The 20,492-nt window shown below is 38.6% G+C and carries 17 protein-coding genes; 14 read left to right on the forward strand and 3 right to left on the reverse strand.

Translation table 11 applies throughout. The annotated features are described in order from the left end of the window. Positions 1-215: 215 nt before the first annotated feature. The 3 genes from zwf to gpmA are packed head-to-tail and all read right to left on the reverse strand — an operon-like array spanning position 216 to position 3,882. The gene (zwf, locus tag AOC36_RS03440; RefSeq protein WP_067631470.1) at positions 216-1,673 is read right to left on the reverse strand and encodes a glucose-6-phosphate dehydrogenase; all 1,458 of its coding nucleotides are present in this window, start codon (positions 1,671-1,673) and stop codon (positions 216-218) included. Then, positions 1,666-3,084 (reverse strand): NADP-dependent phosphogluconate dehydrogenase, encoded by a 1,419-nt coding sequence (gene gndA / locus AOC36_RS03445; protein WP_067631472.1) that lies wholly within the window; start codon positions 3,082-3,084, stop codon positions 1,666-1,668. The genes zwf and gndA overlap by 8 nt, the downstream gene beginning before the upstream one ends. Before the next feature lie 42 nt (positions 3,085-3,126). Beyond that, the gene (gpmA, locus tag AOC36_RS03450) at positions 3,127-3,882 is read right to left on the reverse strand and encodes a 2,3-diphosphoglycerate-dependent phosphoglycerate mutase (RefSeq protein WP_067631474.1); all 756 of its coding nucleotides are present in this window, start codon (positions 3,880-3,882) and stop codon (positions 3,127-3,129) included. A 232-nt stretch (positions 3,883-4,114) separates the two neighbouring features. Here gpmA and AOC36_RS03455 point away from each other — a divergent pair, with 232 nt between their 5' ends. The 14 genes from AOC36_RS03455 (at position 4,115) to AOC36_RS03520 (ending at position 20,482) form a co-directional block, all read left to right on the forward strand. Further along, complete coding sequence (locus AOC36_RS03455; protein WP_067631476.1) at positions 4,115-4,519, forward strand: Hsp20/alpha crystallin family protein; 405 nt, start codon at positions 4,115-4,117, stop codon at positions 4,517-4,519. Between the two features lie 125 nt (positions 4,520-4,644). Further along, positions 4,645-5,967 carry a CCA tRNA nucleotidyltransferase gene (locus AOC36_RS03460; protein ID WP_067631477.1) on the forward strand — a complete coding sequence of 441 codons (1,323 nt, stop codon included), beginning with the start codon at positions 4,645-4,647 and terminating at the stop codon, positions 5,965-5,967. Continuing rightward, positions 5,954-6,655 (forward strand): ABC transporter ATP-binding protein, encoded by a 702-nt coding sequence (locus AOC36_RS03465; RefSeq protein ID WP_067631479.1) that lies wholly within the window; start codon positions 5,954-5,956, stop codon positions 6,653-6,655. Before AOC36_RS03460 ends, AOC36_RS03465 begins: the two co-directional genes overlap by 14 nt. Continuing rightward, positions 6,649-9,507, forward strand: a complete 2,859-nt coding sequence (locus tag AOC36_RS03470; protein ID WP_067631481.1) for an ABC transporter permease — start codon at positions 6,649-6,651, stop codon at positions 9,505-9,507. The genes AOC36_RS03465 and AOC36_RS03470 overlap by 7 nt, the downstream gene beginning before the upstream one ends. 16 nt (positions 9,508-9,523) lie before the next feature. Continuing rightward, a complete protein-coding gene (locus AOC36_RS03475) occupies positions 9,524-10,375 on the forward strand; it encodes a DUF3137 domain-containing protein (protein WP_067631483.1) in 852 nt (283 codons plus the stop codon). After that, positions 10,375-10,911, forward strand: a complete 537-nt coding sequence (locus AOC36_RS03480; protein WP_067631485.1) for a LemA family protein — start codon at positions 10,375-10,377, stop codon at positions 10,909-10,911. Before AOC36_RS03475 ends, AOC36_RS03480 begins: the two co-directional genes overlap by 1 nt. Before the next feature lie 83 nt (positions 10,912-10,994). Then, positions 10,995-11,717: a metallophosphoesterase gene (locus AOC36_RS03485; RefSeq protein WP_067631487.1), complete on the forward strand. Its 723-nt coding sequence runs from the start codon at positions 10,995-10,997 to the stop codon at positions 11,715-11,717. A gap of 105 nt (positions 11,718-11,822) precedes the next feature. Further along, positions 11,823-13,058, forward strand: coding sequence for a peptidase T (gene pepT / locus AOC36_RS03490; protein ID WP_067631489.1), 1,236 nt, complete (start codon positions 11,823-11,825; stop codon positions 13,056-13,058). Positions 13,059-13,062: 4 nt separating this feature from the next. Next, positions 13,063-13,890: an energy-coupling factor transporter ATPase gene (locus AOC36_RS03495; protein WP_067631491.1), complete on the forward strand. Its 828-nt coding sequence runs from the start codon at positions 13,063-13,065 to the stop codon at positions 13,888-13,890. Then, complete coding sequence (locus AOC36_RS03500) at positions 13,866-14,717, forward strand: energy-coupling factor transporter ATPase (RefSeq protein ID WP_067631493.1); 852 nt, start codon at positions 13,866-13,868, stop codon at positions 14,715-14,717. Before AOC36_RS03495 ends, AOC36_RS03500 begins: the two co-directional genes overlap by 25 nt. Continuing rightward, positions 14,714-15,529, forward strand: a complete 816-nt coding sequence (locus tag AOC36_RS03505; protein WP_067631495.1) for an energy-coupling factor transporter transmembrane component T family protein — start codon at positions 14,714-14,716, stop codon at positions 15,527-15,529. Before AOC36_RS03500 ends, AOC36_RS03505 begins: the two co-directional genes overlap by 4 nt. Next, positions 15,526-16,266, forward strand: coding sequence for a tRNA pseudouridine(38-40) synthase TruA (gene truA / locus AOC36_RS03510; protein WP_067631497.1), 741 nt, complete (start codon positions 15,526-15,528; stop codon positions 16,264-16,266). The genes AOC36_RS03505 and truA overlap by 4 nt, the downstream gene beginning before the upstream one ends. A 54-nt stretch (positions 16,267-16,320) precedes the next feature. After that, positions 16,321-17,445 (forward strand): exonuclease SbcCD subunit D, encoded by a 1,125-nt coding sequence (locus AOC36_RS03515; protein ID WP_067631499.1) that lies wholly within the window; start codon positions 16,321-16,323, stop codon positions 17,443-17,445. Then, complete coding sequence (locus tag AOC36_RS03520; RefSeq protein ID WP_067631501.1) at positions 17,432-20,482, forward strand: AAA family ATPase; 3,051 nt, start codon at positions 17,432-17,434, stop codon at positions 20,480-20,482. The genes AOC36_RS03515 and AOC36_RS03520 overlap by 14 nt, the downstream gene beginning before the upstream one ends. The last annotated feature ends 10 nt before the right edge of the window (positions 20,483-20,492 follow it).

Raw genomic sequence — 20,492 nt, forward strand, 5'->3', positions numbered from 1 at the left:
TTATCATCACAATAATATCTCTATAATCTAAAATGTGACAGAATAAAGCAAAAAGTAAGCAAGCGTGATTCAATGATGGAGCACGATATATTAAACGATTGCATAAAAAATGAGATGGTTTCAGTTGAGCATCTATCTTTAGATCTTCTGATAACCATCTCTCTTTTCTTTAATTTCAAACCATTGCATTCACGTTTAATTTAATCATATAAGGTTCATTCGTTATGTTCAATTTCATATACATCCCCTAAGACTTGTTCACTAAACCACGTTGTATGGTGTTGTTTTAGTAAGTCGTGTGAGGCTTGTGGACCATCCGTATAAGCCTTATAATCATGGATTGGGTTGTTTTGTGATGCTTCAATCCAGGATTCCACAAGGGTCCAACATTGAACGACTTGTTTGAATGAAGCAAACAGTGTGTGGTCATTGTTGAGTGCCGCATTCAATAAGCGCTCATAAGCTTCAGGTGTTTCTTGTCTGAAAACATAGTTACATGACTTACAAAAATCAAGATACACAGTTTGTTTCTCACCATCGGTACCCGGTTTATTCATGTTGAAGCGAACATAGACCCCTTCATCTGGTTGAATCTTTATTACAATCAGATTGCGTGGTGCGTGTTCTTGTGACTTCAATTCCACAACCACTTCCGTTGAACGCCGGTGCATCCGTTTACCCGTTCTAACAAAAATCGGTACATTGTGAAGGCGCGGTGTTTCAACATATCCTTTAAAAGCGACAAAGGTTTCTGTCTTTGATTGCGAATTAACGTTGTCTTCATTAATGTAAGACTTCGAGTCCTTGTGTTCAGTATATTGACCATAGACAATATCAGTTTGAGGATTTCGAATCGTAAATGCATCTAATGCATTTTCTTGCATTGTATGAAGATCAGTTGCATCTAAAGATAGCGGTTTTTCCATGGTCACAATGGATAAGACTTGAAGCAGATGTGATTGAATCATATCTTTTAATGCCCCGACTGTATCATAGAAATTTCCACGGCTCTCAACACCAACAGTCTCAGTTGCGGATATTTGAATGTTATCAATCATATCTGCATTCCATACACTTTCAAACAGTGCATTCTCAAACCGTAAGGTTAAGATATTTTGAACCATTTCTTTGGCTAAATAATGATCAATGCGAAAGATGTTCTCTGGATTAAACAGCTGTTCTAAAGCTTCATTAATGGCTATTGAAGACTTTAAATCATTCCCAAAAGGTTTTTCAATGATTAAACGTGCTTCATCAGCTAAACCAGCTTTATTGAGATGATTTGCAATTGTCACAAAGTAAGAAGGGGATACTGCGAAATAGAATAAGTGTTGATGGACGATGCCATCACTTTTATCCAATGAACTGTAAAAGTCCCTTAAATGTGGATACCCTTCAAACTCTGTGAATGTTATTTTGATATAGTGTATGTGATTTAAAAACTGATCAAATACGGCATCATTCACTGAATAGCGACTGTTGGATTCAATCCAAGGTCTCAGTTGTTCACGATAGGATTCGGTTGTGAAATCACGCCGACCTACAATGACAATATGTGAAGATGCGCTAAACTTATTACCATGTACCAAATTGTAAAAAGCAGGTAACAGTTTTCGGTAGGTTAAATCTCCAGTTCCCCCAAAAATGGTAATAATTGTGTTAGGATTATTCATTTGAGTCACTCCATTCAAAATGGAATGTCCCTTCCTTGTCCGTACGTTCAAAGGTATGTGCTCCAAAGAGGTCACGTTGTGCCTGAATTAGGTTTGCACTTGAATCTTTTGTACGAATTGCATCGTAGTAGCTCAATGCATTGGTAAATGCAGGGACACTAATACCGTTTTGAATCGCAAGCGATAAGACATTTCTTAACTCTGGTTGATAGTTATACACTGATTGATTAAATGAAGCATCGAACAATAAGTTTTCAAGCTCTGGATTTGTAGTATAAGCATCGGTAATTTTATTAAGGAACTTCGCACGGATAATGCATCCTTCGCGGAATATCTTCGCAATTTCACCATAATGAAGCGTCCAACCATATTCTTTTGATGCATGACGCATCAAGTCAAACCCTTGTGCATATGCAATAATCTTACTTGCATAGAGGGCTTTACGAACAGACTCTACAAATGCATTCTTATCTTCAGGATGCACGTTTTTGCCGTTGAATTTCAACATGTCACTCGCCTTAGTACGAATGTCTTTTTGTGATGACATGAAGCGTGAGAATACCGATGAAGCCAGTAGGGATGCATCAGTGCCTGTATTTAAGGCTTCTTCTGCAGTCCATTTACCCGTTCCTTTTTGACCCGCTCGATCAAGAATCACATCCACAAGATGTTTTCCAGTCTCTGGATCAATTGTTTTAAAGATTTGAGCGGTGATTTCAATCAAGAAGCTATCCAGTTCACCATTATTCCAGGTTTCAAACACATAGTGAAGTTCTTCATTGGTAAGACCACCCACATGTTTTAATAAGGCATAGCTTTCCGCAATTAATTGCATATCTGCATATTCAATACCATTGTGAACCATTTTTACATAATGCCCTGCACCATTGTCTCCAAGGTAGACACAGCATGGTTCACCATCTTTTTTCGCAGAAATATCAGTGAGGATTGATGCAACTTCTTGATACGCGTCAAGACTTCCACCTGGCATAATTGACGGACCAAAACGTGCACCTTCTTCACCACCGGAAATACCAACTCCGAGATAGCGAAGTTTCTTTTCAGTTACAGCGTGGTAACGTCGAATCGTATCCTTGAAAAATGAATTACCACCATCCATGATGATATCATTTTCATCAAGAAGTGGGAGCAGTTGATCAATTACAAGATCAACAGCACGTCCAGCTTGGACCATTAATATAATTTTACGTGGTGATGATAGCGAGTCAACAAAATCCTGAATGTCTTTGTACATGTGTAATCCTGCATCGGGATTCTCTTCAATTACTTTCTCTGCTACCGAAGTCGTCCGATTATAGATTGCAACCTCATATCCGTGATCACGGATGTTTAATGCTAGGTTTGAACCCATTACGGCCATACCAATAACGCCAATATCATTTTTATTCATAAAAATCCTCCTGAATATATTTTATAGTAAAAGTTCAACAAATCAATCTTTTCTTGATGAACCTTGAGCTGCCACAGCTTTCATTTTCGCCTCAATGGCTTGTTGATCGCCGAGGTAATACTTATCGATAATGTTGAAATAATCATCAAATTGATAGATAAGTGGAATTCCTGTAGGAATGTTAACACCCATAATTTCTTCTTCAGAAAGTTTTTCTAAGTGTTTCACAAGTGCTCGAATTGAATTGCCATGGGCAACAATCAAGACACGTTTCCCTTCAACCATCTTCGGTTTGATCTCATTGTTCCAATAAGGAAGCACCCGTTGAATGGTTGTTTCAAGAGATTCATTTAAAGGCAAGGTTGATTTATCTTCAACATCACGATAGGTTTCATCGTTACGTGGTGCACGTGGATCATCAAGATTTAATTCTGGTGGTAATACATTAAAGGAGCGCCTCCAAAGGAGTACTTGTTCATCCCCATATTTCTCAGCAGTTTCTTGCTTATTTAATCCTTGTAACGCACCATAGTGACGTTCGTTCAATCTCCAGTGTTTATGAACTGGAAGCCATACACGGTCAAGTTCATTTAAGACGCGGTCTAAAGTATGAATTGCACGTTTTAAATACGACGTGTATGCAATGTCAAAGTCAAAATCAGCTTCTTTTAGAAGTTTCCCCCCTTGAATTGCTTCTTCAATTCCTTTTTCTGTTAGATCAACATCAGTCCAGCCGGTAAAACGATTTTCTTTATTCCATGCGCTTTCGCCATGACGAATAAGTACTAATTTTGTCATATTTTATCCCTCCGTTTACGTTCATTTTAACTCATATGAACTTATTTTGAAAGTTCATCACCTTTAAATTCTATGAATAATGAGTAAACTGTAAAAATTCGCTGATTTAACGGAAAAAACTATCAAATATTCATCATTTTAGCACTTAACACTTGACAGTGCTAAAACAGAGTGATATATTAATACTGTAAGTTAGCACACAGGTACTTAGAGTGCTAAAAGGAGGCAAATTATGAGAAACCAAGTAACACGCAGACCACAAAACTTAATCGAATCATTTTTCAATGATGATGTATTTTCAAACTTCACGTATGGAAAAGACATTGATATTTATAGAAAAGACAATGCCTTTGTTGTAGAAGCAGATATCCCTGGATTTGACAAAGAAGACATTAGCCTTGATTTTAAAGGAGACATCCTTACAATCAGTGCTGAACGCAATGAAGAAGTAGAAGATACCTCGAAGAAAAATTATTACTATCGTTCACGTCAGGTAAAGCGATTCAATCGTCAAATTCGATTCAGTGATGTCAATGCACATGAAATTAATGCATCGTATGATAATGGGGTACTTAAGATCACTTTACCAATTATTCATCAAGAAACCGCTGATACTCGTAAGATTGAAGTAAAATAGCACAAATTGAAGAGGGATTTTCCCTCTTTTTTTGATTATTTGATGACATTCTTAAAAAGTGCCTTCTTTTTTTACAGGTATTGAGACTGAGAATGATATAATATCCTTAAGTAGGTGATCACACGATGAGTACTGTTTCTTTTGAAACACAAAGTATCTTAAATAAAATAAATGAAGCTGGATTTGAGGCGTATATCGTTGGTGGATTTGTTCGCGATATGTTGATGCAACATCGATCGTATGATATTGACATCTGTACCAATGCGCCGTATCAAAGTCTTGTAGATTTATTTCAAGAAATGAATTGTATAACCAATGAAGCATACGGGTCCATTGCTTTTAAGCAAGGTGAAGAATCCTTCGACATCACACATTTTCGAAAGGAATCCGATTATCGAGACAAACGCCATCCTTCACATGTGAAATTGGTTGATTCCATGATTGAAGATGTCTTTCGTCGTGATTTCACCATCAATGCCTTATTATATCATCCCGACAAAGGGGTGATTGATTTAGTAGGCGGACTCAATGATTTACAAAAAAATCAATTGAAAACAGTCTGCGATCCATACTTTAAGTTTTCTGAAGATCCACTGCGAATCGTGCGATTGTTCCGGTTTATGAGCCAATCAAATTTCTCTGTTGAACCAAACACCCTAGAAGCCGCTTTGTCACACATGCATCTACTGGGAGATTATAAGAAACATTGGACAAAAAATGAATTGTTTAAGATGCTAATGGGACAATATTTCTTAGATGTAAATACCGCATACCCGCAGTGTCTTTGTACCTTAATCCCAGAACTCAATCGTGCTCAAACGTTTAGTCAGGATAATCCCTATCACATCTATAATTTGTATGATCATACCTTGCATGTGATTCAAGGTGTTGAATCCATTGACTTAAAGATTGTGGCATTATTCCATGATTTAGGGAAATTGAATACGCGAATTTTTGTTGATAATCGTTCCCGTTTTCCAGGGCACGCTCAAGCGAGCTGTGAAATTGCGAAAGATTATCTTGAAGGATGGCATCTCGAATCAAAACTACGCAAATATATTTTAAACATGATTGCAATGCATGATGTTGATTTGGGGGATTCACGCCAACAACTGGCATCTTTTATTGTCACACATGGCTATGAATTTATCGTGGATCTTGTGGCATTTAAGAAAAGTGATAATGGTGCGAAATCAGAAAAAGCAAATTATCAATTGGAACGCTGTGAAACGTATACAACGTTATTAGAAGAAATCAAACAACAGGGTGTTTTCTCCGTTAAAGATCTCGCAATCACAGGGACTGATCTTGTGAATCTACAAATCGCATCACACCAACGAAAAACAATCTTAAATTATTGTCTTGAAAAGGTATTGAGTCAAGAAATAGCGAATACCTATGACGCACTCATCGAAACAGTAAGGAGGGTTCAAAGTGGCATATATTGATATTAAGAACATTCGTAAAACTTATGAAATAGGTGGCGTGCAAATTCATGCAGTTTCAGGCATTAACATTCAAATTCAACGCGGCTCATTTAATGTCATCGTTGGACCTTCTGGAGCTGGGAAAACAACCGTCATGAATATTTTAGGCGGTATGGATACACCCACTTCAGGAACGGTTGTTGTGGATGGAAAAGGGATTACGCGCCAAAGTGATCGGGAACTCACCAAATATCGACGCGACGATGTCGGGTTTGTGTTTCAAAGTTATAATTTAATACCCAACCTTACAGCGCTTGAGAATGTTGAACTGGCAACGCAGATATGTAAAGATGCCAAAGACCCAATCGAAACTTTAGAACAAGTTGGGTTAGGTGATCGTCTCAATAACTTCCCATCACAAATGTCTGGGGGCGAACAACAACGGGTTGCGATTGCGCGTGCGATTGCGAAAAATCCAAAACTGTTGTTGTGTGATGAGCCAACAGGCGCATTGGATACTGAAACGGGAAAACAAGTTTTAAAAGTACTTCAAGAATGTGCACAAGTCTATGGCATGACCGTCGTGATTATCACCCATAATTCAATCATCACACAAATGGCAGATTGTGTCTTTGAAATAAAAAATGGTCAAGTCGAAAACACCTATCATAACCAACACATTAAGCATGTGGATGAAATCTCATGGTAAAAGATACACTACGGGAAATAAAACGCAAACTCTTTCAATTCTTTGCGATCGCGATCATTATCTTTTTAGGTGTTGGATTTTATATAGGGATACAGGTCACAGGGTATAACATGCGCCTTACTGGTGACACGTATATGGAAGACAAAAACATGTTCGATACTACCTTAATCCATACACTGGGTATTGATGAAACCATGATTGAGGACCTTCAAAAAGTACTTGGGGGTGAAGTGGTTGGGGTTGTTGAGGAAGACATGTTTGTGAAAGGCAATGCATTTGATGATGTCATGCATGTCATTGAATACTCAAATAACACCGCAGATGATCTCACACTCATTGAAGGGAAACTTCCAACCCAACCCAAAGAAGTAGTTGTGGATTCATTAATGGCGGAGTTTTCGGGATTTAAACTAGGGGACACCTTAACCTTACACAAAGAATCTATTTTCGAATCACAAGATGTCACCATCGTAGGCTTTGTGGAATCGAGTCTTTATATGAACATGGAACGCGGTAATTCCAGCTTAGGCAGTGGAACAGTCCGTGGCTTTTTGTATGGAAGCCAACTCGGTAAAGCCAGTGAAACCCTTCTATATACCAGCGTTCGCATCCAAAATGCTACGGTAAAAAGTGTTGAAAATACACTGAATAAAGAAGGGGATGTACTCTCTGATGGGCGGTTTAATCGCTTAATTCAACCAAAAATTGATGAATTGGTGGATGCCCAACAAACCCTAAACGAGAATCAAGAAAAAGCAAATCGCGAATTCGCAAAGGCACAAGCACAACTAGACAGTGCTCAAGCACAACTAGACAGCGCAAAAGGTGAGCTAGAAAAAGGTTTGGATGATCTTGCAGGAATGACCCTTATTGGCTCACTGGATGAAAGACTCATGATTGTGAAAGGGAACTATCAACGCGCTAAAACGCTCATTGAAGAAAGCATTGTCCGCATTGAAACGCAAATCGAAACCGTAGAAAGTAATGAAGTCAAAGAGTTTTTGAGTGTTGAACTTAAACAAGCAAAACAAGAACTAAACACAATTAATGCGCAATACGGTGTGGGATTGAAAGAAGTTGAAGCTGGGATTAGTGCGTATCATACCGGTGAGGCTCAACTTGAAACCAACCGCACACAGTTTGAAACCGAAAAACTAAACACTCAAAAACAATTGGAAAATGGGCAGGCCAAGATTGATGAGGGTTATAAGCAAATTGAAAAGACAGCACATGGAAGTTTTATTGTTAGAACCCGACAAGAATCCATCATAGGCTATCGTGAATTTTATGATGACAGTTATCGTATTGAAAATATTGGAAAAGTGTTCCCTGTGATTTTCTTTGGTGTCGCCATCTTAGTAACCTTAAGCACCATCAGCCGGATGATTGATGAATCAAGAATGCAGATTGGGGTGTACAAAGCACTGGGTTATTCGTCCCTCAAAATTGCCATGAAATATGTGTTGTTTTCAGGCTTTGCATGGATTATTGGAAGCATTGGTGGCATGTTTTTTGGCTTCATGTTTATTCCAAGCATCATCTATAATGCGTATCGGATTATGTATCAGACCCCCGATTTAGTGGCAGGGTTTGTGTGGCAGTATGCATCCCTTCCGCTCTTTTTGAGTTTTTTAAGTTCAGTGGGTGTTGCTTTTTATAAAAGCATGCGAACCACCACTGAAAAATCCGCAAACCTTCTACGCCCCTTGGCACCAAAACAAGGACAACGCGTTTTCTTAGAACGGATCCCATCACTTTGGAATCGTATGTCATTTCTTGTGAAAGTCAGCATTCGAAACTTATTTAGAAACAAAACCCGATTCTTAATGACAATCATTGGTATTGGGGGATGCTGTGGACTGTTAATTACAGGGTTTGGACTCAAACACTCAATCTACTCAATTGTTGATTTACAATTTGATAAAATCATCAATTACGATGGCATCGCAGCCTATGATGCATTTGATATTGATCCTGCCTTATTTACAGATTATGTAACCTCATATGTTACAAGTATCAAGGTTGATAACAGTGATGTATCTTTATATGCCTCGGATGATTTAGAACATTTGGGCGATTTTATTGTATTTAACGATATTGAAACCAAAACCCCTGTTGAAATCGATGAAAATTCAGTGCTTGTTTCTCAAAAACTGGCAAGTTTATTGGGCGTAAAACGAGGCGATGCGGTTGATTTTACGTATGAAGGGCAATCAATTTCACTTAAAATCACCAATATTGTTGAAAACTATGCCAATCATTACATCTATTTGAATTATAATATGTATGAGTCTGTCATGAATGGGACTGAACCCTCAAACTTTGTGACCTTTAAAACAGATTTGGATTCGAAGGATGTTGGTTCAAAACTTCTTGAAAGCAGTCATGTGCTCACCGTACAATTCTTAGAAGATATTTCAGAAACCTATCGAGAAATGATGGGAAGTTTTGATATTGTCATTGTCGTGATTGTTGCCTGTGCCTTGGCTTTAGAAGTTATTGTGTTGATGAATTTAATTTCGATGAATATGAGTGAGCGTCAAAAAGAACTGGCAACCTTAAAAGTACTGGGCTTTTATCCAAAAGAACTGGCGTCTTATGTCTTGCGAGAAAACATCATTCTCACGCTGATTTCATTGGTTTTTGGCGTGATATTTGGACGCTTCTTACACCTATTTGTGGTAGAAGGTGCAGAAATTGATAAGGTTTTATTTAATCGAGAAATTCTATGGTCCAGCTATGCTTTGGCCATTGCCATAACTTTTGGATTATCCATATTGCTGAATTTATTCATGGCACGAAAAGCAAACCATGTTAATATGAGTGAGGCACTCAAAACATTTGATTCGTAGAAAAGGGAGGATCTGTATGGTTGAAATTCAGAAGAGAATGCGTATTCTGTTTGCGGTATTTGTTTGTATTGTAATTTTTTTGATGGGTTCAATGTTTCGAAATTTTGATAGTATTGTGTCAAGCTTTGTCATGACATTCATACTTTTCATTGGCTTTGCGATCCTATGGACGATGATGTCCAAACAATTAACACGATTGTATCGTGAACGGATCATCCGTGTGGCCCTTGAAGAAACCTTTGATCACTTTGTCTATGAACCCGAGCAAGGATTTTCAAAACAGACCATCTATGATACCAACCTCTTTCCAAAAGGCAACACCTACACCAGCAGTGATTTAGTCCGCCTTCAATTAAATGGAAACACCATTGAAATTGCGGATGTCAAGATTGAAGATGTTACTACAGATGATAATGGAACCCATGTCTCAACGTATTTTACGGGTAAATGGATGATGATGAAGTCCAAAAAACCCATTGAATCAAAATTGTATATTATTGATCGTGATAACCGAAATTCAAGGCCGAAGGGATGGCTGTTTAAAGGCAAAGAGCTTGAGAAAGTTTCGATGGAAAGTATTGCCTTTAATAAGCAATTTACAGTCTATGCTTCAAACCCCCATGATGCATTTTATGTCTTAACACCACAAGTAATTCAAGGGGTGATTAATCTGGATGACCATAATTTATCTGTGTATCAAGATAAAGATAAAACACATGTAGCAGCCAGTGGATCCAAACCGTTTGTGAATGTTACCATTTTCTCAAATCTCGATGAAATCAATGAACGAAATCGGGTGAAGCAACAGTTTGAAACGATTTTAGAATTTATTAAGTTTTATGGAATAGAAAGCGAAGGTGAGTCATAATGGGATGGCTTTACATTGTGATTCCACTGGGAATCCTATCAATCTATATCATCAGTGTTTTCAATCAAATTGTACGCTATGATGCGAAAATCCTTGAGTCATTTTCAAACATTGATGTGGCATTATCAAAACGATATCATGTATTAACCCAACTCTTCGATGTTGCGAAAGGGTATGCGAAGTATGAACGCGAAACGATACTGGACATTATATCCCTTCGCAAGGGATCAAACCTTGAAGAAAAAGCACAGGCTGAAGGACAGCTTAATCATGGGTTTGAAAGAATCGTTGCACTTGCTGAAACCTATCCTGATTTAAAAGCTGACCGATTGTTTAAAAATCTTCAAGATGCTGCAAAGGATGCTGAAGAACACCTTCAAGCAGCACGAAGGCTCTATAATTCAAATGTCACATTGTATAACCAACGCATTAAAACTTTTCCTGGACTCTTAATAGCAAGCAACATGAAAACAACGCATTATGATTTATATAAAGCACCAGAATTTGAGACCCATAATGTCAATTTAAATCTCTAGCTCATTTAAACAGTGTGCATCGCTTGTTAATAAGAAGTGTAGACTGTTTGTTTATATTTAAAATGAATCAAAGGAGGTCTGTGATGAAACAGTATTTTGTATTAACGGATGTTCACGGTCGACTCCCCACTTTAAACATGTATGAAGAACGGGGATTTGACATCACAAATCCACACCATTTTATTGTATGTTTGGGTGATTATTTTGATCGTGGCATTCAAAACCGAAGCGTGTTGCGTTTTTTTAGTCAACTTAAACGAAAGTTGGGGGACCGATGCATGCTAATTTATGGCAATCATGATCAATACTTCATGGATTTTGTCAGTGTGATTGAAGGAAGCTGTGTGATTGGACAACCCATAGATATTCAATGGCCCCAATTTGAACGGTGGATGTTTAATGGTGGCGCATCAACCCTAAAAGAACTCTTTGGTTCGATGAATGGGAAATATACCCTTACCAAACAAAAAAATCTTCAAAAACTTAAAGAATTTGGGACACTGCTCCAACCGTATTATGAAACAGATGCTTATATTTTTACCCATGCAAGCATCAATGAACAGCGTGAAGTGGATACCTGGGATCGTGATTTTATCCATCATGGTATAAACACAAACAAGACCGTACTCATTGGTCATACACCTCATATATACCTTGAAGGGGTCTGTGACTTTGTGACGTGTAATGTTTTGAAGGGCACCCCTTTTACGTATAGTTATGCTCAATCAAAATCAAAAACTTTGTGCAATGTATGGAATATTGACAACGGTCAAGGCAACAATCTTGCAGTCTTGGTGGAAGATTGAGAAGAAATGCACTTTATATTCACTTTTCGTCAGATATTTTATTCTCATTCGTTGGTAGAAAATGTGTTTTATGGTAGAATTAACTAGATAATGAGGTGACAGATTATGAAAAATGTTTTAATTGAAAGATTGATTCGATATTGCAAAGTACACACACGTTCAGATAGTGAATCCACAACGGTTCCTTCAACAAAGATCCAATTTGATTTAGCACATATCCTAGTAGATGAGTGCAAGGCGATTGGACTTGAAGATGTAACCATGGATAAAACTGGCATTGTGTATGCAACCCTTCCTTCAAATATTGAAGAAGACGTACCAACAATTGGCTTTATTGCCCATATGGATACAGCTGATTTTAAAGGAGATGATGTGAAACCACGCATCATTGAAAACTATGACGGCAAAGACATTGTCCTAAATGAAGCATTAGGCATTGTAACTGCTGTGGATGTTTTTCCAAATCTTAAAGATTATGTTGGGAAAACGCTCATCGTTACCGATGGCACAACACTTTTAGGTGCTGATGATAAAGCAGGGATTGCGAACATCATGACAGCGATGGAATTCCTAATTCAACACCCAGAAATTAAACATGGTAAAGTACGTGTCGCATTCACAATTGATGAAGAAATTGGGACTGGAGCGGATTCCTTTGATGTTGAAGGATTTGGAGCTCAGTTTGCTTATACAGTGGATGGCAGTCGTGCGGGTGAAATGGAATATGAAACCTTTAATGCTGCGGGTGCACGCATTACCTTTACAGGGGTAAGTGTTCATCCAGGGACTGCAAAGGATACTATGGTCCATGCCGCAATCTTAATTAATGAATTTATAAACCAACTTCCTGAGAAAGATCGTCCGGAACATACAGAACGCTATGAAGGCTTCTTTATGATTACAGATATGGCATCCACGATTGAAAATGGACGCGTTGACATGATTATTCGTGATCATGATAAAGCTAGCTTTGAAGCGCGTAAAAAACGGCTCATCGATATTCAGGATGCAATGAACGCGAAATACGGTGCAACCCGTGTTTCTGTAGACTTAAAAGATCAATACTACAATATGCGTGATGTGCTTGAAGAAAACATGCACGTTGTTGATTTAGCGCGCACAGCAATTGAAAACATTGGCTTGACACCAATTGTTGAACCAGTTCGTGGTGGAACCGATGGATCACGGCTTTCATATATGGGACTTCCAACACCTAACTTGTTCACAGGTGGGGAAAACTTCCATGGGAAACATGAGCTTGCGGTTGTTGAATCGATGGAACAAAGTACTCAAACAATTTTAGAAATTATTAGATTAAACGCGTGTAAGCAAGGTGAGTGATATTTTGAAACAGATTGAGATTAAAAATCTTGTATTTGGATATGAAGAAGATGTTCCTGTTTTGAAGCATGTCTCAATGTCAATCGAAAAAGGTCAATATGTATCCATTATTGGCCATAACGGAAGTGGTAAAAGTACCATTGCGAAATTATTAATTGGCTTAATGGAACCGCAACACGGTTCCATTCATATTGATGGTGAACTACTATCAACTGAAAATGTTTATGATATTCGACAAAAAATTGCGATTGTGTTCCAAAACCCTGACAATCAGTTTATTGGTTCTACAGTACGCGATGACATCGCTTTTGGACTTGAAAACCGTCGCGTTGACCCTAAGGAAATGGATGCGATCATCCAACACTATGCCCATGAGGTAAACATGACTGAGTATCTTGATCATGAACCCACTAAACTTAGTGGGGGTCAAAAGCAACGTGTTGCGATTGCGGGAGTGCTCTCAATGAACCCCGAAGTGCTCATCTTAGATGAAGCAACCAGCATGCTTGATCCTAAAGGACGTAAAGAGGTCAATGAACTGGTTCATGAACTGCATGATGTGAATGACATGACCATTTTATCCATATCCCATGATATTGAAGAAGTAGCGATGAGCGACTATGTTTTCGTTATGAACGAAGGGGAAGTCGTACTTCAAGGAACCCCTCAAGAAGTGCTCTTGCATTTTGATGCGCTTCAAGAAATTGGACTGGATGTACCTTTTAGCGTGCAATTTTATATGAGTCTTAAAGAACAGGGAATCGACGTTGATTCACCCTATGATTTAGAAGGGATGGTTGATGCATTATGGCAATTAAATTCGAACAAGTAAGCTATGAGTATTCACCAAACTCACCTTTTTCATATACTGCGCTTAAAGATGTCAGTGTTGAAATTGAAGAAGGGAAAATGACCGCTATTATTGGGGCAACAGGGAGTGGTAAATCAACCTTGATTCAGCATCTCAATGGTCTTCTTGAACCCACAAGTGGTTCAGTGAAGATTTTTGATCATGAGCTGGTTGCGAAACGAAAAAATAAAGGACTTAAAGCACTGCGCAAAGATGTAGGGCTAGTCTTTCAATTCCCTGAACTGCAACTATTTGAAGAAACAATCTATAAAGATGTATGCTTTGGACCCAAGAACTTTGGGATGAGTGAACAAGAAATTAAAGATAATGTTGAACGCGCATTGACCTTAGTAGGGATTGAAAACAGCCTTTGGCAACGCTCTCCCCTTGATTTATCAGGTGGGCAAAAGCGACGGGTCGCAATTGCAGGGGTACTTGCAACAAACCCACGCCTGATCGTATTGGACGAACCGACTGCTGGATTGGATCCACAAGGGACACACAGTATGATGAACCTGTTTAAATCACTCAATGAAGATTTATCAAAGACCGTAATCATGGTAACCCATGATATGAACCATGTCTTAAAGTATTGCGACAATGTTGTTGTGATGCGCGAAGGACAGGTTTATTTTACAGGTACAACACAGTCATTGTTTGAAAATCCAAAACTCTTAGGCGATTTAGGCTTTGTGATGCCTCAAATTATTACTCTGAACGAAATGGTGTTGGATAAAGGCTTCAAGATACACAAAACATGGGATCTTAAAAACCTCGTTGCCCAACTTGCACAGGAGGTGTCTCAATGAAAAATATCGCATTAGGACGCTATATTCCTCTAAATTCAATCGTTCATAAACTTGACCCTCGTATGAAAATCTGTTCCATGATTGTATTAATGACTTCAATTTTCTTAGTAGGAAAAGCCAATGCTTTGTATGCGTATGGTTTAATTGGACTCTTTCTTATCGTCGCAATTTTATCGGCGAAACTTACCTTTGGGTTTATTCTTAAATCATTAAAACCCATGATGTTTATGTTAGTGTTTTTAACCATAATCAATATATTCCAAATGCGTACAGGACGCGTGCTTGTTTCGATTGGGGATTTTAAGATTTACAGTGACGCTTTGACGCAAACATTATTTATTGTTGTTAGACTGGTTTTCATGATTATGATCACAACCCTTCTTACCGCAACCACAACTCCTTTGGACTTAACCTTGGGAATTGAAGATTTACTGTCACCCTTTAAGAAAATGGGGGTGCCAGCTCATGAAATCGCCATGATGATTTCAATTGCACTGCGCTTTATTCCAATCCTAATTGAAGACACACAACGCATCATGAACGCACAATCAAGCCGAGGTGTGGATTTCAAAGAAGGCAGCTTCAAAGAAAAAATACTGGGTGTTGTCTCATTGATTATTCCACTGTTTGTATCTGTACTACACCGTGCTGAAGATCTTGCGGATTCAATGGAAGCACGAGGCTATTATCCAGGACTAAACCGCACACGGTATAAACAACTCTCGATTAAGTTTATGGATCTCTTTGTCTTTGTATTGTGTATCGCACTGTGTGTGGGCGTCTTTATGATTCGTAGGATTCCCGTTCTATGAGAGTCAAAGTGACCCTTGCATATGATGGATCAGACTTTGATGGATGGCAAAAGCAACACCATGGCAGAACCATTCAAGGCGAACTTGAAAAGATTTTGAAGAAAATCCATAAACATGATGTCAAAGTGGTTGGATCAGGGAGAACCGATGCTGGCGTCCATGCTTTAGGACAAGTCTTCCATTTTGATACAGATCTTATGATTCCTAATGATAAATGGCCTCTTGCCATCAATGCACTGTGTCCAGATGATCTTCGCATTATCAAAGTCCAATCCGTTGATGAAACCTTTCATGCTCGATACAGTGCGGTTCAAAAGACGTATCAGTATCAGGTCAATGTTGGAGCTTACAATCTTTTTCAACGAAAAATGGTCTATCAATTAAATGCCTCAGTTGATCTTGACCTGATACAGGAAGCAGCTAGCTTATTAATTGGAACTCATGACTTCACAAGTTTTAATGCAACATCACACGAAGAAATTGAAGATCAAGTGCGCACAATCCATGCCATTGATATCAATCAAGAGGGGGATATCATTACCTTTACCCTAAAAGGCAGTGGGTTTTTACGCTATATGGTGCGTATGATTGTTGCGTCACTTCTTGAAGTTGGGCGGCATCGTTTACCAATAAACGCTTTGAGTTATGCACTCAAGCATCCCGATAAACGGGCATTAAATAGTAACGTGCCTGCTTGCGGACTTACCTTAATTTCTGTACACTACGAACTCTTATGATGAGTTCTTTTTTTACAAGAAACGGTTATAATAAGAAGAAAAGGAGTGATGGGTATGAAGTACTTCCACATTGCGGATTTACACTTAGGTAAAAAGATCAATGAACGCTCAATGCATGATGATCAAGAATGGATTCTTAATCAAATCGTTACACAAGCAAAAACACATCAAGTGGATGGTGTGATTATCGCAGGTGATATCTATGATCGCAGTATTCCACCGGTGGAATCTGTAAAACTGTTTGAACACTTTTTAGAAAGTTTAAAAGGTGTTGTTGATGCAATCTATATTATTGCAGGAAATCATGATTCCCAAGAACGCCTATCTTTTGGGTCAACATTCTTTAAAAAAGAAAACATCTACATCAGTGGGCTTTATGAAGGATCGCTGGTTAAAGTCGATGCGAAAGATGATGTAACAATCTATTTGTTACCATTTATTAGACCCCATATGGTGCGCCAATATTTTACACAAGAAATTAGTAATTATCATCAAGCAGTGGATGCAATCTTAAATCAAGAAATCCTGGATTCATCCCGCTTTAATATCCTTGTCGCCCACCAATTTATCGTAAGTGGGACTCAAGAACCCCTGCGATCGGACTCAGAAACCATCAGTGTTGGCGGTGTAGACTCTGTGGATGCCAGTGTATTTGATGCCTTTGACTATGTCGCTTTAGGGCACATTCATCGCCCCCAGTCGATTCAACGAAAAACCATTCGATATGCCGGATCACCCCTTGTCTATTCACAATCGGAAGTAAATCAAGAAAAGTCCATCACACTGTTAGAAATCATGGATAAAACCCTCACACAAGAAACAATACCCCTTGTTCCGATTCGTCCAGTTAAGGTGATAAAAGGTCACTTTAGTGACATCGTTCAATCTGAGTACACCCTCGACTATGTTTATTTGGAACTAGAAGATACCCAAGAAATCACCGATGCATCCATGCGACTTAGGCAAGTGTTTCCAAATGTTTTATCCATCCGATACCTTTACACACAATCACTCACAAGCTCCAGTGAAACCCTGGAAATTAGCCGAGTGGAAGACTTATCCATGGCTTCACTATTTGACGCCTTTTACCAAACACAAAACAATCATGAAATGAGTGGTGAACAAAAGAAACTCATCGATTCATTGATTGAACAAGGAGATGCACATGCGACCAATTAATCTTACAATTTCTGCATTTGGTCCCTACAAAGACACAGTGAGCGTCGATTTTGATTGCTTTCGTCAAGGACTCTTTCTGATATCGGGTGATACGGGTTCAGGGAAAACATCCCTTTTTGATGCCATGACCTTTGCTTTATATGGAGAAGCCAGTGGTAAAGATCGCAGTGTAAAATCATTTCGAAGTCATTATGCGACCTCTGATGATAAAACAGAAGTAACCCTAAAATTCGAGCACCAAGGGAAGGTGTATATCATTACACGCTCACCCAGCTATATGCGCTTAAAAAAATCAGGAGAGGGGTTAACCCAAGAAGCAGCTTCGGTTCTTTTAGAAATGCCAAATGGCCACACACTTTCCAAGCGCAATGAAGTCGACGAGGCGATTTTGGATTTATTAGGGTTAACCTATACACAATTTAAACACGTTGCCTTGTTACCACAAGGTGAGTTTAAAGATGTTTTATTGGCGAAATCACAAGAGCGCTCTGAATTATTTCGCAAGATCTTTTCAACATCGAAATACAACACACTCCAACAAGACCTCAGCACCTTAGAACAAGAAACTAAATTTGAGCTATCGATTATCGAGAAAAGCCTTGAATCACTGTATCATCAAGTGAGTGTTGAGACTCAAGATCGAACCCCAAAAACACTTGTAGAAGCACTCAATACGCAAATTGAAGCAACGCACAAGCACATTGAGGGTCTCGATAAGTGCATAAATGACGTGAAATCAGTGGAAGAAAAAGCAAAAACAGCCTTAACACTGGCTGAGATTGAAGCAGATAAACGCACGCAACTTAACCAAAAACTGCTTGAAGCCAAACAACTTGAAGCACAGGAAAACACAATTAATGCATGGAAGGTGTTGAATGAGAAGATTGATATTGCACAGAAAACATTGGGTGAAGATGCATTAATCATTCGTACCTTAAAACAGACGCTGTCTCAAAATACTAATACGATTCAACAGTACCAAAAAGAAATGCTTGGTACACAAGCAATTACGCAAAAAAACAAAGAAGCGCTGGAATCATTCACACAACAAGCACCACAAATTCAAGAAGAAATATTGAAGGTAGATCGTCTCAAGACCATGGTTCCTGATCTTGAAACAATTCAAACACTTACGTCTTTGATGGCTCAAGGGGAAAAGAAACAGAAAGATTTTGAATCAGTGTTGAATCAAATGCTGTTGCAAGAAAAAACAAAAAAAGAAGCAATTGAAACCGTACGGGAAAAGAAAGAAACGCATCCAAAACTTGTAGCCTTGCATCAAGAAAATGAACGATCACTTCAAGAAATGAAGCATGCATTTACCCGTCATGAGCACTTAGAACGGATGCAACAGTCGCTTATAACCCTTCAATCAAAACAGCCCCTAATCACACATGTTTATGAATCCATACGACGGCTAGACACAACCATGAATCAAGCATATCGCAACCGATTGGATCAATTTCTCGATCAACAAGCAGGTTACATTGCGAGAACACTCAAAGACAATGAACCCTGTCCTGTCTGTGGTTCAACACACCACCCCCATCCTGCACACAAACCTGATGATGAGAGTGTAGATCAGCAAACCATCGATACCATGATGCAGTTTTCAAATGCCGTGTCTGAATTGAGAAATCAAACCGCTCAAAGTATGAATAATATTCAAAAGGACACACAAACCCTGATTAATACACTTAACGCAGTGTCAAAAACGATAGCTGAACCCAAAGAAGTATTAACTCAAAAACTTGAAGCGTTAACCCTTCAACAACAAACCCTAACACAAGCAATCAATCAGTCTTCTGAAATCATTGCGTCACTACCAAGCATTAATCAGGAATTGGAAGTCTTATCCCAATCAATTTCCCAAACCGAACACGCACTTCAAGCACAACGCATTGAAAATGCTACCTATGAAACAGATCTTAAAACACTCAATCAGCGGGTAGGGGATTATGATATCAAGGCAGTAAATCAAGAAATCAAGATGCTTGAACTTAAGCATGAAACCTATCAAAAAGATCTCAACCAAACACAAACTACCTACGATCAATCGAAGTCAAATCTTGAACGCATTGATACATTAAGTCGTCAACTTAATGATACAATCAAAAAAGATACACAGACCCTTGATACCCTTGAAGCACAGTTTGTACACAGTGTCATACACGCTGGATTTGAAGATCTTTCGGATTATGAGAATACCATGACAAAAGCGCCTGAATATGATGCAAATAAACAAAGAATCCATGAGTTCGAAACAACACGACTCAAAGTAACTCAAGCCATACAGAGTCTTGAACAAGACCTAAAAGATGCGAAACATGAGAATCTAGAAGATCTTAAAACACTGATTGAGAATACTAAAAATCAATTGACTCAATTGAACAATGAATTACGAACGAATCATTCAACCTATGATCAATTAAAACGTCTGTATGATGATATCCTAAAAAAACAACGCCAATACGACACGCAAGCGCATCATTTTGACATGATATCAAATCTTTCTAAAACCGCAAACGGTCGTCTTAAAGGTGCGCTTAGAGTATCCTTTGAACTGTATGTTCAATCCGCTTACTTTAACAAGATTCTCATCTATGCAAATCAAAGACTTGCGGCAATGAGTGATGGACGGTATCAACTGTTTAGAAAAGAAGACTATGACGATAAACGTCCAACTGTTGGCTTGGATTTAGAAGTCTTTGATGCCTATACGGGTATGAGACGTGATGTTTCGACTTTATCAGGAGGTGAAATGTTTAAAGCTTCTTTAGCGATGGCATTAGGGTTATCCGATGTCATCCAAAGTATGTCAGGTGGTATTGAAATTGACATGCTTTTTGTCGATGAAGGCTTTGGCTCACTGGACCAAGAATCATTAAATCAAGCCATCAACACCCTTATCGAACTCTCTGAAAACCATCGCCTTGTGGGTATAATTTCACACCTTCAAGAACTGAAACAACAAATCGATCAACAAATTATCATTCAAAAATCCCCGACTGGAAGCAAACTACAACAACGTGTATAACATCACGTAG

The sequence above is a fragment of the Erysipelothrix larvae genome (assembly GCF_001545095.1).
In the GTDB taxonomy this organism is placed as follows: domain Bacteria; phylum Bacillota_I; class Bacilli_A; order Erysipelotrichales; family Erysipelotrichaceae; genus Erysipelothrix; species Erysipelothrix larvae.

Coding starts and splice junctions, on each gene's coding strand:
- zwf (WP_067631470.1), bottom strand. CDS start 1,673: ATGAATAATCCTAACACAATTATTACCATTTTTGGGGGAACTGGAGAT.
- gndA (WP_067631472.1), bottom strand. CDS start 3,084: ATGAATAAAAATGATATTGGCGTTATTGGTATGGCCGTAATGGGTTCA.
- gpmA (WP_067631474.1), bottom strand. CDS start 3,882: ATGACAAAATTAGTACTTATTCGTCATGGCGAAAGCGCATGGAATAAA.
- AOC36_RS03455 (WP_067631476.1), top strand. CDS start 4,115: ATGAGAAACCAAGTAACACGCAGACCACAAAACTTAATCGAATCATTT.
- AOC36_RS03460 (WP_067631477.1), top strand. CDS start 4,645: ATGAGTACTGTTTCTTTTGAAACACAAAGTATCTTAAATAAAATAAAT.
- AOC36_RS03470 (WP_067631481.1), top strand. CDS start 6,649: ATGGTAAAAGATACACTACGGGAAATAAAACGCAAACTCTTTCAATTC.
- AOC36_RS03475 (WP_067631483.1), top strand. CDS start 9,524: ATGGTTGAAATTCAGAAGAGAATGCGTATTCTGTTTGCGGTATTTGTT.
- AOC36_RS03480 (WP_067631485.1), top strand. CDS start 10,375: ATGGGATGGCTTTACATTGTGATTCCACTGGGAATCCTATCAATCTAT.
- AOC36_RS03485 (WP_067631487.1), top strand. CDS start 10,995: ATGAAACAGTATTTTGTATTAACGGATGTTCACGGTCGACTCCCCACT.
- pepT (WP_067631489.1), top strand. CDS start 11,823: ATGAAAAATGTTTTAATTGAAAGATTGATTCGATATTGCAAAGTACAC.
- AOC36_RS03500 (WP_067631493.1), top strand. CDS start 13,866: ATGGCAATTAAATTCGAACAAGTAAGCTATGAGTATTCACCAAACTCA.
- AOC36_RS03505 (WP_067631495.1), top strand. CDS start 14,714: ATGAAAAATATCGCATTAGGACGCTATATTCCTCTAAATTCAATCGTT.
- truA (WP_067631497.1), top strand. CDS start 15,526: ATGAGAGTCAAAGTGACCCTTGCATATGATGGATCAGACTTTGATGGA.
- AOC36_RS03515 (WP_067631499.1), top strand. CDS start 16,321: ATGAAGTACTTCCACATTGCGGATTTACACTTAGGTAAAAAGATCAAT.
- AOC36_RS03520 (WP_067631501.1), top strand. CDS start 17,432: ATGCGACCAATTAATCTTACAATTTCTGCATTTGGTCCCTACAAAGAC.